Origin of the sequence: Streptomyces sp. TN58, assembly GCF_001941845.1 — a bacterium.
In the GTDB taxonomy this organism is placed as follows: Bacteria; Actinomycetota; Actinomycetes; order Streptomycetales; family Streptomycetaceae; genus Streptomyces.
Genome location: NZ_CP018870.1, coordinates 7472676 through 7485163 on the forward strand (window position 1 = coordinate 7472676; position 12488 = coordinate 7485163).

The window sequence follows — 12488 nt, forward strand, 5'->3', positions numbered from 1 at the left end:
TCAGCGGCCGTCGGCGCAGGCGGGAGCGGCGCCGATGGTGAGGGCGGCCGGGGCCGCGCAGCACCCGCCGCCGGTCTCCGCCGCGGCGGGCTCGTCGAAGAGGCCCGCGCCGCCGCACACGCCGGTCTCCGGGAGGGCGAGTTCGACGCGTTCGGCGGCTTCGTGGTCGCCGGCGAGGTGTGCGGCGACGGAGCGGACCTGCTCGTAGCCGGTCATGGCCAGGAAGGTCGGGGCGCGGCCGTAGGACTTCATGCCGACGAGGTAGAGGTCCTTCTCCGGGTGGGAGAGCTCGGCCCGGCCGTGGGGGTAGACGGTGCCGCAGGAGTGCTGGTTGGGGTCGATCAGCGGCGCGAGGGCGACCGGCGCCTGGAGGCGTTCGTCGAGTCCGAGGCGCAGCTCGTCGAGGAAGGCCAGGTCGGGGCGGAAGCCGGTCAGCACGATGACCTCGTCCACGGCGTCCAGGCGGCGTCCGTCCTCGCCGACCAGGACCAGGCGGCCGCCGGCGTCCCGCTCGAAGGCGTCGGTACGGAATCCGGTGACCGCGTCGGCGTAGCCGCCGTCCACCGCGGCCTTCGCGGCCAGGCCGAGGGCGCCGCGGGCGGGCAGCTGGTCGGCCTCGCCGCCGCCGAAGGTGGAACCGGAGATCCCGCGGCGCAGGATCCACGTCGCGTGCGTGCCGGCCCCGTCGCCGGACTGGGCGAGGTCGGCGAGGTAGGCCAGCGCGGTGAAGGCGGAGGCGCCGGAGCCGATGACGGCGGTGCGCCTGCCCGCGTAGCGGGCCCGCACGGCGGGGTCCTTCAGGTCGGGGACGCGGTAGGTGATCCGGTCGGCGGCCGCCTTCTCGCCGAGGGCGGCGAGGCCGTCGGCGCCGGCGGGGCCGGGGGTGGACCAGGTGCCGGAGGCGTCGATGACGGCGCGGGCGAAGAGCCGCTCCTCACGGCCGTCGCCGGTTTCGGTGTGGACCACGAACGGCTGGGTGTCGCGGCCGGCGTCGACGATGCGGTCCCGGCCCGCCCGGGAGACGCCGGTGACGCGGGCGCCGTAGCGGACCCGGTCGCCGAGGGTGTCGGCGAGGGGCTGGAGGTAGCGGACGGCCCAGTCGCCGCCGGTGGGGTAGGCGGCCGGGTCGGGCTTCACCCAGCCGGCCTGCGCGAGGAGCTTCTCGGCGGCCGGGTCGACGACTTCGCCCCAGGTGGAGAACAGGCGCACGTGCGACCACTCGCGGGTCGCGGTCCCGGCGTGGGGGCCGGCTTCGAGGACGAGGAAGTCCAGGCCGCGCTCGTCGAGGTGGGCGGCGGCGGCCAGGCCGGCGGGGCCGGCCCCGATCACGACGACGGGCAGCCCGGTGGTGGTCTCGCTCATGAAGTGTCTCCGATGTTCAGCGGCAGGCAGGCAGGCAGGCGGGCAGGCAGGCAGGGGAGGGGCGGGGTGGGTCAGCAGCAGCCGGCGCCGTCGGCGCCGGCCTCCCGCCTGGCCTGCGGGCCGCAGCAGGCGCCGGCCGCGTCCGCGTCCTCGCTGGTGCCGCAGCACGGGGAGGACACGGCGGGATCCGCCTCGGCGACGGGCCGGACGGGGACCGGGCCGCAGCAGGAAGCCGCGGTCCCGGCGCCGTCGGGGGTGGTGGGGGTGCCCTGCTCGTCCATGACGACTCCTGGTGTTTCGATGTCCGTCTATGTCTTACGTGATCAGCATGACGCCTGCATCGACAGACGTCAACATAGACGTTCATCTAATTATTGGGAGAAGGTGGCGGCCCGCTGTCCGACTCGGCCCGTAGGGCCATCGGTTCGGGCGGTTCGGTGTCGTCGCCCTCGACGACTGCTGCGATCTGACGGGCGGCCTCGGCGGGTGTGAGGTGCGTGGTGTCGACGACCTCGGCCTCGGCGTGCAACCACGTGCGGGCCGCCTCGGTGTAGGCGCGAGCGGGGCGAGCGCGTCGACGGGCGCCCCGCTGGACTGCAGCGACGCCCGGCCGGCCGGGATCTGGGCGCACAGCGGGGGAGGCCCGCGGGATCCGGCGTCGGCGAGGCCCGCGCAGGGCCGCACCTCCCCCGGAGGGGGCGCAGTCAGCGCCGCTGCCGTCCGGGATTCAAGCGATTGCCTCCTCGGTGATCCGGAGAGTCTCCTCGACCGCCGCGGCGTCGTAGGGAGCGAACCCGGAGAAGAGGACAGACTCGTTCTTTGCCGATCTGTAGTTCAGCAAGAAATCTCGGACGGTCGTGCGCAACTGAAGTGAGGCCTCTTTGCCGGCGATGAACAGAGGTGTCGGCAGGTGGTCTCTCCGGGCGATCGTACGAGTCGTTTCAGCGTAGGCCGGTTCTTTCAGCCACACGTCTTCCTGAATGAACGTCGCGTCCGCCGAACCTGCCACGACCGCCTCCACCTGCCCCTCGTAAGGCGGCGTGATGACGAGTTCACCGAAGAACTCATCGATACGGCCTCCCAGGTCATGGACCAGCAGCATGGGCGCAAGAAAGCTCGTCGTGCAGAAGCGGTGCGCTATGGCCAGCCGCTTGCCGCGAAGATCTCGGGCATCGGTAACCCCGCTACCCGCCGGGACGATGAGCACGCTCGGGATGCCGGTGGTGCCGTCCGCCGCGTAGACGGCGCTGGCGATCGGCTCGTACACGGGGTCGGCGCGCAGGTGGAAATAGTTGAGTACGGGAAGATACGAGAACGTCGCCATATGCTCTTCGAGCTGCTTGGTCAGCGGAGCCATGTCGCCGTGATATCCGCAGGCGCGAATGCTGTGATCCTCAAGGAAAACGGACCATTCCGGGGAATCGACCTCCAGCCTCAGATTCGCATCGTACAAGAATGTCGCGGTCATCGATCCTCCCGTGAAGTGCGAGAGCCACCATCCAGTCTCACCCCTCGCGAAAAGGCCTGCAGGGCGTTGACGGCTCCGGCCTGCTCGCCCGGTTCCCGAGTGCAGGCCCGGCCCCGCTCGACCGCCGGCCCCGTGTCCGCGGCCCCCGGCCACGGCCGCGTACCCGCCCACCGGCAACAGTCACCTGGGTTGCGCGTGCCACGATCACGAGCGGCCGGCCGTCCTGGGGAAGGCGGTGTAGAAGCCGCGCACGTCGTTCTGTTGCCCCAGCAGGCCGCGCGGCGGGTACAGCCGGAACCGCTCAGCCGTCGGCCCGGTAGGCCACCGCATTGGCCGACGGGTGAACGGGCACCGCTGATGGCTTTCCGCCACCACCAGTACGACTGGTTCGACATGTGTCAACATAGACACATGTCGAACGTGAAGGTCCTGCCGCTGCTGGATCCCGACGCCGTCGCGTGCTGCCCTCCGCTGACCGAGCGCCCCATGTCCGCGGACGAGGCCGAGGCCGCCGCGAAGATGTTCAAGGCCCTCGGCGACCCGGTCCGCCTGCGCCTGTTCTCCGCCGTCGCCTCCCACGAGGGCGGAGAGGCATGCGTGTGCGACATCTCCGACGTCGGCGTCTCCCAGCCGACCGTCTCCCACCACCTCAAGAAGCTCAAGGAAGCCGGCCTGCTGTCCTCCGAGCGCCGCGGAACGTGGGTGTACTACCGCGTCGAGCCTGCCGTCCTCTCCGCCATGGGCGCGCTCCTGGCCGGCGCCGCGAAGGCGGCGGTGTGAGCCAGGTGCGGATCGAGGCGCTGCTGCCTGAGCACGCCGATCAGGTCCTGGCGATCTACCAGGCCGGGATCGACGAGGGCAACGCCACCTTCGAGACGCGGGCGCCTGAGTGGACGGCGTTCGACAAGGGCAGGCTGTCCCAGCACCGCTTCGCCGCCCTCGATGGCGACGGGCGGGTGCTGGGGTGGGTGGCGGCGAGCGCGGTCTCGGACCGCTGCGCGTACGCGGGCGTGGTCGAGCACTCCGTGTACGTCCACCCCGACGCCCGCGGCCGCGGCGTCGCCCGCGCCTTGCTGGACGCCCTGATCGCCTCCACCGAAGCCGCCGGGATCTGGACCATCCAGTCCGGAATCTTCCCCGAGAACACCGCCAGCCTCGCCCTCCACCAGCGCGCCGGCTTCCGCGTCATCGGCACCCGCGAACGCATCGGCCGCCACCACGGCACGTGGCGGGACGTGATCCTGCTGGAACGCCGCAGCACACTCGTGGAGTGAACGACCAGCGGACGACCCACGCGTCCTCGACAACGGCCACCGGCTGACGGGGGTAGACGCCCAAGGACGTCGAGGCCGCCGGCAGGACGGCCTCGAACACCGCACGGGCCGGACAGGCGACGACATGGGCGCCCGCCCCCTGGTGCACCAGCGAGGGCGGCACCCCGGACATCAGCCCGGGGCTGAGCCGGCGGACGCCGGGCTGTTCGATCTGTGCAGCCTGTGCAGTCTCCGCAGCCTGCCGACCGCCGGGGCGTGCTCCGCGCCGACGGGCCAGTCGGCGGCGGCGCGCCGGAGCCGACCAACTCCGGGTCGAGTTCACCGACATCGACTACTCCGACGTCTCCTTCTGCCCCCCGCCGGCAAGCCCGGGCCGACCGGCACCCGCACATGAGCACCCCGGCTAGGCGAAGGAGAACCAGTTGACGTTGACGAAGTCGGAGGACTGGCCGCTGTCGAAGGTCAGATAGACGTCGTGGGTTCCGGTGGTGCGGCGGATGTCGGCCGGGACGGTGCGCCAGGCCTGCCAGCCGCCGGTGTTGGCGACGGCGAAGCTGCCGACCGGGGTGGCCGTGGGGCTGCCGAGGCGGACCTGGACCAGGCCGCTGACTCCGCCGGCGGCCCCCGAGGCGACGCGGGCGTCGAAGCGGGTGGCGCCGGTGGAGCCGAAGGCGACGGCCGAGAACTTGAGCCAGTCGCCGTTGGACAGATGGCCGACGGCGGACCCGCCGCCGCTGTCGGAGCAGGACTCGACCTGTGCTCCGGACTGGGCACTGAACGCTTCGGCCTGGATGGTGGTGAAGGCGCCGACCCCGCCGCCCGGACCGGTGGCGGTCGGCGTCGGGGCCGGTGTGCCGCCGCCGGCCACACCGCCGACCGTGATGGTCCAGCGGCCGGGGGAGCCGGACTGCACCTTGCCCTCGAAGTCGACTCCGGCGGGGTGCACGTCGTCGTACGGGAAGGCGTACCCGAGATGGTCGGGGGTGGTGTCGTGCAGGATGCGGGAGTAGTGGTTGGTGCGCGGCCGGGTGTAGAAGGCGGCGGGATTCTCGCCGGTCGGCTGGTGGGGGTTGTCCAGCAGGGTGGTGCGGTTGAAGGCGGCGGCGAGCCGTGCGCTGAGATTGCCCATCAGGTCGTTGCCCGTGGTGAAGGGCGCGTCGCTGCAGGAGAAGATCGAAAGGGTGGACGGCTTGGCGAAGCCGCCGACTCCGGGGAAGGCGAGGACATCGCCGTTCACCCGGCCGGTGACGGTCCCCCAGGTGAACTGGGTGTCGACACGCAGGTCGGTGGAGCGGTACTTGTTCCACACCTCGTCCACGTAGCTGTCGAAGTAACCGCGGAACAAGGCGTTGTTGCCGCGGATCGCCAGATTGGGGCTGAGTACGCGCACGTCGCGGCCGCCCGCGGTCACGATCAGCCGGCTCCAGTCGCTGCCGTCGGCGGCGGACTGGGCCCGCAGCGCGGCGGCGACCCGGGACAGTCCGTCGGCGGGCAGCCCGCGCACCGTCTGGGTGCCCTGGCCGGTCTCCAGTTGGAAGGCGATCGGCAGCGAGACCATGTCGACGAACGTGATGTTGGCGTACAACTGGTCGCTGTTGAAGGTGAATTCGCAGAAGTCGTGAGCGACGTTCGCGTTGGGGTCGGTGGGGTTGCTCACCGACGGCAGGGCCAGACCGCCGCCGCGGTTCACCAGGAAGGTCAGCTTCGCGCCGACGGAGAAGTAGATACGGCCGCTGTCCAGGCGCGGCAGCGTCACCCTCCGCGCTCCGGCGCCGGACGCGTTCAGCTCGATGGCACAGTCGACCCCGAGCGGGGTCTGGTCGTTGGCCGGAGCCGGCGGGTGGTACAGGCTGGAGCCGTTGGCCTGGATGAAGGCCCAGGCGCCGCCGGCCGCGGGGTCCCGGCCGAGCACATAGGCGTACACCGTGTTGCTGCCGGTGGTGTTCACCAGGTCCAGGGGGAGCGTGGCGGCGGTGGTCGCGTTGGCGCCCATCTCCAGCCAGGCTGCCGCGGCGGGTACGGCCAGGGCCAGGCCCCCCGTCACGGCGAGGAGCTTTCTGCGGGACATGGTGCGTTGGTGGCGAGCCGTCACGGTGGGGGTCCGTTCTTCGTGAGGTCGGGCGGGGGAGCGGCCGGACGCAGGGGCGGGGGAGAAGGGGGGAGAAGGTGGGAGAAGGGAGCGGGGCGGGGCCGGTGGGTCAGCCGACCGTCCACTTCTGGTTGGCGCCGCCGGTGCAGGTCCAGGTCTGCAACCGGGTTCCGTCGGCGGAGGAGTTGCCCTTGGCGTCCAGGCACTTGCCCGCACCGGTGTTGGTGAGGTCACGGGCGGCGGTGTACGTCCACTTCTGGGCGTTGGTGCCGTTGCAGGTGTAGAGCTGGACGACGGCCCCGTCGGCGGTGGAGCCGCCCGCGACGTCCAGGCACTTGCCGAGGGCGCGGACGGTGCCGTCACCCCCGATGGTCCACTGCTGGGCCGGACTGCCGGTGCAGTCGTGCAGCTGGATGGGGGTGCGGTCGGCGTCGGAGCCGCCGGCGACGTCGACGCACATGCCGCCGATGCCACGGATCGGGCGTGCGGCGGGGGCGTCGGCGGAGGAGGCACGGACGTAGTCGACGGTCATCGTCTGCGGAAAGGACGTGGAGGCGTCCGGGCTGCCGGGCCAGTCCCCACCGACCGCCAGGTTGAGGATGACGAAGAACGGGTGGTCGAAGACCCACTTGTTGCCGCCGATGCCGGCCGGCGTGAGCGTCTTGTACGTGGTGCCGTCCACCGACCAGACGAGGGAGTTGGGGCTCCAGTCGACGGCGAACACGTGGAAGTCGTCGGCGAAGGCACGGCCACCGGGCAGGTTGTACGCGGCGCCGATGCCGCCCGCTCCGGAGTAGCCGGGGCCGTGCACCGTGCCGTGCACGGTGTTGGGTTCGCGGCCGATGTTCTCCATGATGTCGATCTCGCCGCTGCCCGGCCAGCCCACGCTGCCGAGGTCGTTGCCGAGCATCCAGAAGGCGGGCCAGATGCCCTGACCGCGCGGGATCTTGATGCGGGCCTCGAAGCGCCCGTACGCCTGGGTGAAGGTCTTGGCGGTGTTCAGCCGGGCCGAGGTGTACTGGCACTGCCCGTACCAGCAGCCGAGGCCGGCGTCGGTGTTCTTCCGCGCGGTGATGACGAGGTTGCCCTGGCCGTCCAGCGCGGCGTTCGAGGTGCTGTTGGTGTAGTACTGCAGCTCGTGGTTGCCGAAGCCCGAACCGCCGGTCTCAAGCGTCCACTTGGCGGCGTCAGGAGCGCGGCCGGCCGGGCCGTCGAACTCGTCGGACCAGGTCTGCGCGACAACCGAGGCGCCGGCGGTCGCGGCACCGGCGGGCGGGGCGACCGAACGCGTGAAGGACATGAGCACCGCCGCGACCAGGGCGGCGGTCACGAGGAGCACCACTCCGCCGAGAGAGCGGCGACGTGCGCGATGAGCAGCAGCCATGGGCATGCTTCCTTGTCTGGACGGAGGAGGGGGGACCGGGACCAGGCCGGGCGAGCCGTGAAGAACGACGGGTGGGTTCGAGAGCGCTCTCAAGCGTGACGCAATGTCACCCGAGACAGCGAGTATTACGGAGGGGTAACCGTCATGGCAACGTCAGACGCCACCCCTCGCACGCCCCTGAACTGCGGTTTTCTCCTTGCGGCCTTCGGCTTAACGATCCCTTAAGGCTGGCTTGATGCAGAGATGTGTGAAGAGAAGGGTGTCTCAGAACTCGCGCGATCACCGGCCGTATGGCCGCCGCAGGTCCTCCGCCGGCCCCGTACGAAAAGCCGGGTGACAGGGCGGCAGGTCCTTGCGGGTGCTCGCGCCCGGCGCCGCGCCGAACTGCGCCTCGACGGCCAGGGTTCAGGGTCAGGCGGTGTGAGACCCTCGTCGCGCCGATCTACTTCCGCCTCGTGTTCACCGACCGGTCGACGAGACCACCGCCGACCGTGCGCAGCACGGGGGCAGTTGGGGCGCTCGCGCCGCCGGTCGGACGGCTCCACTGCGCCCGGACACAGCCACGGCACGGCAGGTCGCCGGGCATCTCACCGCAGCCCCGCCCGGACCCGTGGACGGGGGCGAAGTTCTCGGCGACGCGGGGGAGTCGCGACGTTGACACCACCCCCGTCCACCCCGCCCGGGTGAGCCAGCGAAGAAATGCGTGCGGTGGTGCGCCGGAGTGCGTGAAGCGACCCATAACCGCGTGACGGAACCGTACGGGCCGGCGCCTCACCCCGCGACGGCCCACATGGCTGCGCACACGGGGCGCTGACCGTTCAGCCACCGAGCCGGACAGCTGAGCAGGCGATGACTGTCGGCTGTCGGCTGTCGGCGCGGAGGAGGCCGATGACATGGGGGAGTGGGTCAGCTCTGCTGAGCGGGCTACTGAGCAATCGGGCGACGCCGTGTGGTCAGTGGACCATGAGACCGGTGGTGGTGATGTGAACGGTCTGGTTGTAGCCGACCGGTTCCTTGCCCTGCGAGACCTTCTCGCACTTGTACTCGGTCTTGCCGAAGGGAACGAGTACGGCCTTGGGGATGTCGTTGCACAAGGCGTAGTCGAGGGTGGAGTCGTTGCCGAACATGAGGCGTGCGACGCCGTCGCGGGTCACCAGGCCCTGGGCGGGGAAGGCCGTGTACTCCACGACGTTCTGGGACCAGCCCTTCTCGCCGATGGTCACGTTCCAGGCGACTTGCACGCCTTCATAGGTGACGGTGCACGTGACCGTCGTACCCGGCTTGGACTCCATGTCCTTCGGGCACTCGCCGGTGAGCGCACCGGTGGCGTTGGCCATCGTGAGGGTCTTGCGCTGCAATTCGTAGATCACGTTCTCGGCGAAGGCGGCGTCGGCGGCCGGCGAGGCCGTCGGTTCGAGGCTTCCCATCTCCGGCTTCGTCAGCTTCTGCGGCAGCAGCGGACCTATCGGTTCCTGCTTCGCGCCGGTGCCGGTACCGCCGCCGCATCCGGTGGCCAGCAGGCACACGGCACCGAGCGCCGTGATGATCTTCATTCGCATTGCCGCCACCCTACCGGCGGCAGCACCCGCAGTTTTTGCTCATCGAGCAGCGCGTACCGCCGGCCGGCACGGCCACAGCGGCACCCGAGTGCCGGCGGCTTCACCGATCGCACCGAACGCCATGGGCGTGCCGATGCTGGGACGGACGGGCATGACCCTGGCGTTCGGGATGAGCCAGGCCCTGCGGGCCCCGCAGCCGTCACCGACGATCGCTGCGGTCATGGTGGTCCCGTGCCCATGGAAAACGTGCGGCGGACACTTCTCATCCGGGCGGCTGACCGGCGGCGGCTCCATGACCGAGACGCCCGGAGGGACCCTTCCCTCCAGCTCCGGAAGATCTTTGACGCCGCTGTCGATGGCGGCCCCCGTGATGCCGGCGCCGTCCGCCACCTTCCACATCTCCCAGGCTCGTGTCTTCGCGACTACTCCGGCAGGTCGCTGTCGGCGGCGGCCGCCGGCACTGCCATGCCCGCCCAGACCCCGGCCGCGACGACCATGGCCCCGCCGTACGCCACGACCCGCGTCGACGTACTTGCCGCAAGGTGCTGGTACGCCATGCGGTGGCGCATCCCGTTGCACGCCGAACCGCCGACGAAACGGCGAGGATTTGCCCGTACCGCCTCAGGCGAGGGCGTAGACCACGATCATGAAGGTGAAGGTGATCGCACCCGCAGCGAGCAACACGGCAGCCACCGCCAAGACAGCCATGGCCACACGCTCCACACCGCGACGGTGGCCGGCAGGTTTCCACTGGCGCTGGTTCATGATCACAGCCTGCGGCAAGCGGCCCCCGACCGCATGAGTACGTGTACTCAAGTTCCCGAGGACCAGCCGGCCCGTCGAGTACCCGGCCGGTGGCCCCCGGGGCCGACCGCGTCAGGCCAGACCTCACGGGGCGGCCTCATTCCGGTCAGGAGACGGCCCGGGGGCTTGCGCACGCGTCAGGATGGAACGGCAGGTGCGCTGGATCTCCAGGTCGACGGCGATGCTCCATCCCCAGGGGCTTCCCCCACGGCGGGGCTGTACGAGCGCGGAGCGGACCTGGGGGAGGGCGGGGTGCGCTGCCCGGCCCATGCGGTTGAGGCAGGCGACGGCATGGCGTGCGGTGGAGTCGTTGTCCTTCCAGGCGGCCAGCAGCGCCGGGACGACGGCGGGGGCTTCGTCCTCCCCGCCGATGTCCCAGAGCGCTGACGCCACATGGACCAGGGTCCAGGAGTCGTTCAGCACGGCGGAACCGTCCTGCTCGTTTCGCGCGTTCTGTTCGAGTTGGTCGTTCAGCATCTGGCGCAGGCGCGGCAGCACGGCCGCGGCGGGAGGCCCGATCCGGCCGGCAAGGTTGACCGCGTCGGAGTTCCGCTTGTCGTCGAGGAGGCGTTGCAGCAGCGGAACGACCTGCTCGGGACGGCGCTCAAGTTCCCAGACGGCACTGGTCGCGGCCGTACGAGTTCCCTGATCCTCCACCTCGGCGAGGGGGCGGACGGTCTCCAGGGCGGTGACGGCGCGGGGGCCGAACGATGCGAGCGCCTTCACGACGGGTGCGGCCGTGTGCCACTGCCCCCGCTGGACGGCGGCATTGACGGCGCCGATGAGCGCGGGCACGGCGGCCGGGTCGCCGAGTGCGGCGAGCGCAGAAGCGAGAGAGGTGGGACTGACGTCGGGCCATTCGCGGGAGGGGTCGATTCCGGCGAGGAGGCGGATGAGCCGGGGCGTGAGTTCCGCGGCGGCCTGGGGCATCAGGCGGGCCGCGTTCACGGCGCGCCAGGCGTCGATGCCGGTGTCCAGTGCGGTCAGCAGCCCGGGCAGGGCTCGCTCGTCGCCGAGTTCGGCGAGTGCCAGGACCGCCTGCTGGTGGGCGCGGCGCAGTTCGGCGTGGGGGCTGGCCCAGGCATCCGGTCGTTGTGTGATGCGGTGGGTGGTGACGTAGTCGGCGAGGGCTTCCCGGGCCGGTTCGGCAAGCCGGCCCAAGGCCCCGAGCGCCTCGGCCGCAGCCGCCGACGTGTAGGAGTCGCGCGGCAGCAGGCACTCGGCGAGGAGCCGCACCAGAGGAGTGTGGTCTCCCCGCCAGGAGGTGATCAGCTTGCGTGCCATGTCGATCGCGTCGTACCGGGTGGCCGCATCCGGGCTGCGCAGCTGCTCGCAGAGCAGAGCGGCCCGGTCCTCGACACGCGCGTCGAGGACCTCGTGGAAGGTCACCAGCAGGGACGTGGTCGACGCGTGGACCCGGCCGCGGCGTTCGAGGTCGGCGAAGGCTGCCGCAACGTGCCCGGGAACACCAGGGCCCGGCCCGGCCTCGGGAGCACACGTGCACGGCCCCGTCGTCGACCCCGGGCTCACGTCTGCTTCCCCGCTCTCCTCGGGCAGGGACCTCGGCGTGATCCGTCGGAGGAGCCCGATCGCGGTGGGCACCGTGGTGGCGTCGATGGACTCGGGGACGCAGCGTGCCCGCTGCACGAGCGCCGCAAGACGGACATCGGCATCCACCGCCAAGCCGTCGGCGAGGAGATCGAACCATGCCCGCGCTGGTTCCCGAGCCGCCGGGAGCCGCAGCGCCAGATCGCCCATCGTCCTGATCACCAGCAGCCGCTCCATGACACCGCCCCCGGCGTCGAGCCGGTCCCGAAGGACCCCTACCGCCCGCTCGGCGTCGTCCAGGAACAACCCCAGTCCCGCGATCGCGGCCGAACGCACTCGCGCGTCCGCATCACAGGCGTAGCCGACGAACACCTCGCCACGCCCGCGCACCAGCGCCGCGGCGTCCTGGTAGGCAGTGGTCTCCTCACCGTCGATGCCGATCCATACACCGCCCACCTCGTCCCGATCGACGGCTTCCCGGCCGATGCTCACGATCAGCGCGACCACCGACGCCCGATCAGGTGTGGAAGGGCTGTCGGCCATGTCGAACAGAAACGGCAGACTGGCCACCGTGCACGGATACACGTCCCCCTGATGATGGGCCGCGCCGTAGAAGCTGCCGAACGCCTTCTCCCGGACCTCTTCATCGGGCGAAGCCATGCCGCGCAGCCATTGCGGAACATCACCGGCCGGCCCGTAGGCGTGGCCGAGGGACGCCCAGTCGATGCTTCCCAAGTCGTTGATCATGCCCGGCACTATGCCGGGCAGCACTGACACCTCGAAGCAATCGCTGGCCCCCCGATCTCGCCCGCCGCAGCTGTTGCCGCCGAGGCATCTGCAGTACCGCTCACCTGGAAGCCGTGGCGGAGGCGTTCGCGAACGACTAAGGCCAGGCAGCTTCCTTGGCCGCAGGGGATGGCCGCTTGAACCGGAGCACTCCGCATGACCGATACCCAGCTGAAACGCAACTGCGGGCCCCGCGAAGGGGCCTCCTGACGCC

General features: G+C 71.0%; 11 protein-coding genes and 1 pseudogene. 2 read left to right on the forward strand and 10 right to left on the reverse strand.

All coding sequences use genetic code 11. The annotated features are described in order from the left end of the window. From BSL84_RS33915 to BSL84_RS33930, 4 genes and pseudogenes are all read right to left on the reverse strand, one after another. Positions 1-1362 carry an FAD-dependent oxidoreductase gene (locus tag BSL84_RS33915; protein ID WP_075969537.1) on the reverse strand — a complete coding sequence of 454 codons (1362 nt, stop codon included), beginning with the start codon at positions 1360-1362 and terminating at the stop codon, positions 1-3. Between the two features lie 71 nt (positions 1363-1433). Next, positions 1434-1643: a hypothetical protein gene (locus BSL84_RS33920; RefSeq protein WP_075969536.1), complete on the reverse strand. Its 210-nt coding sequence runs from the start codon at positions 1641-1643 to the stop codon at positions 1434-1436. A gap of 86 nt (positions 1644-1729) precedes the next feature. Then, positions 1730-1915: pseudogene (locus BSL84_RS37350) on the reverse strand (hypothetical protein); the annotation flags it as partial. Between the two features lie 174 nt (positions 1916-2089). Beyond that, a complete protein-coding gene (locus BSL84_RS33930) occupies positions 2090-2830 on the reverse strand; it encodes a phosphate/phosphite/phosphonate ABC transporter substrate-binding protein (protein ID WP_030035760.1) in 741 nt (246 codons plus the stop codon). A gap of 411 nt (positions 2831-3241) precedes the next feature. On the opposite strand from BSL84_RS33930, the gene BSL84_RS33935 reads away from it, so the two are divergent. Together BSL84_RS33935 and BSL84_RS33940 are read left to right on the forward strand one after the other, a co-directional pair. Beyond that, positions 3242-3610, forward strand: coding sequence for an ArsR/SmtB family transcription factor (locus BSL84_RS33935; protein ID WP_030035761.1), 369 nt, complete (start codon positions 3242-3244; stop codon positions 3608-3610). Beyond that, entirely contained in the window at positions 3607-4104 is a 498-nt protein-coding gene (locus BSL84_RS33940) for a GNAT family N-acetyltransferase (protein WP_030035763.1), read from the forward strand. Before BSL84_RS33935 ends, BSL84_RS33940 begins: the two co-directional genes overlap by 4 nt. A 403-nt stretch (positions 4105-4507) precedes the next feature. On the opposite strand, the gene BSL84_RS33945 is transcribed toward BSL84_RS33940, so the two are convergent. From BSL84_RS33945 to BSL84_RS33965, 6 genes are all read right to left on the reverse strand, one after another. Continuing rightward, complete coding sequence (locus BSL84_RS33945; RefSeq protein WP_075969535.1) at positions 4508-6172, reverse strand: glycoside hydrolase family 64 protein; 1665 nt, start codon at positions 6170-6172, stop codon at positions 4508-4510. Between the two features lie 130 nt (positions 6173-6302). Continuing rightward, positions 6303-7577, reverse strand: a complete 1275-nt coding sequence (locus tag BSL84_RS33950) for a glycoside hydrolase family 16 protein (protein WP_075969534.1) — start codon at positions 7575-7577, stop codon at positions 6303-6305. Positions 7578-8530: 953 nt separating this feature from the next. Next, positions 8531-9136, reverse strand: a complete 606-nt coding sequence (locus BSL84_RS33955) for a hypothetical protein (protein ID WP_075969533.1) — start codon at positions 9134-9136, stop codon at positions 8531-8533. A 422-nt stretch (positions 9137-9558) separates the two neighbouring features. Beyond that, the gene (locus BSL84_RS37565; RefSeq protein ID WP_267894033.1) at positions 9559-9693 is read right to left on the reverse strand and encodes a hypothetical protein; all 135 of its coding nucleotides are present in this window, start codon (positions 9691-9693) and stop codon (positions 9559-9561) included. A 64-nt stretch (positions 9694-9757) separates the two neighbouring features. Continuing rightward, positions 9758-9901: a hypothetical protein gene (locus tag BSL84_RS36340; RefSeq protein ID WP_159393491.1), complete on the reverse strand. Its 144-nt coding sequence runs from the start codon at positions 9899-9901 to the stop codon at positions 9758-9760. A gap of 123 nt (positions 9902-10024) precedes the next feature. Continuing rightward, positions 10025-12235, reverse strand: coding sequence for a hypothetical protein (locus BSL84_RS33965; RefSeq protein ID WP_075969531.1), 2211 nt, complete (start codon positions 12233-12235; stop codon positions 10025-10027). Positions 12236-12488: the final 253 nt, after the last annotated feature.

Coding starts and splice junctions, on each gene's coding strand:
- BSL84_RS33950 (WP_075969534.1), bottom strand. CDS start 7,577: ATGGCTGCTGCTCATCGCGCACGTCGCCGCTCTCTCGGCGGAGTGGTG.
- BSL84_RS36340 (WP_159393491.1), bottom strand. CDS start 9,901: ATGAACCAGCGCCAGTGGAAACCTGCCGGCCACCGTCGCGGTGTGGAG.
- BSL84_RS33915 (WP_075969537.1), bottom strand. CDS start 1,362: ATGAGCGAGACCACCACCGGGCTGCCCGTCGTCGTGATCGGGGCCGGC.
- BSL84_RS33955 (WP_075969533.1), bottom strand. CDS start 9,136: ATGCGAATGAAGATCATCACGGCGCTCGGTGCCGTGTGCCTGCTGGCC.
- BSL84_RS33965 (WP_075969531.1), bottom strand. CDS start 12,235: ATGATCAACGACTTGGGAAGCATCGACTGGGCGTCCCTCGGCCACGCC.
- BSL84_RS37565 (WP_267894033.1), bottom strand. CDS start 9,693: ATGGCGTACCAGCACCTTGCGGCAAGTACGTCGACGCGGGTCGTGGCG.
- BSL84_RS33920 (WP_075969536.1), bottom strand. CDS start 1,643: ATGGACGAGCAGGGCACCCCCACCACCCCCGACGGCGCCGGGACCGCG.
- BSL84_RS33935 (WP_030035761.1), top strand. CDS start 3,242: ATGTCGAACGTGAAGGTCCTGCCGCTGCTGGATCCCGACGCCGTCGCG.
- BSL84_RS33945 (WP_075969535.1), bottom strand. CDS start 6,172: ATGTCCCGCAGAAAGCTCCTCGCCGTGACGGGGGGCCTGGCCCTGGCC.
- BSL84_RS33930 (WP_030035760.1), bottom strand. CDS start 2,830: ATGACCGCGACATTCTTGTACGATGCGAATCTGAGGCTGGAGGTCGAT.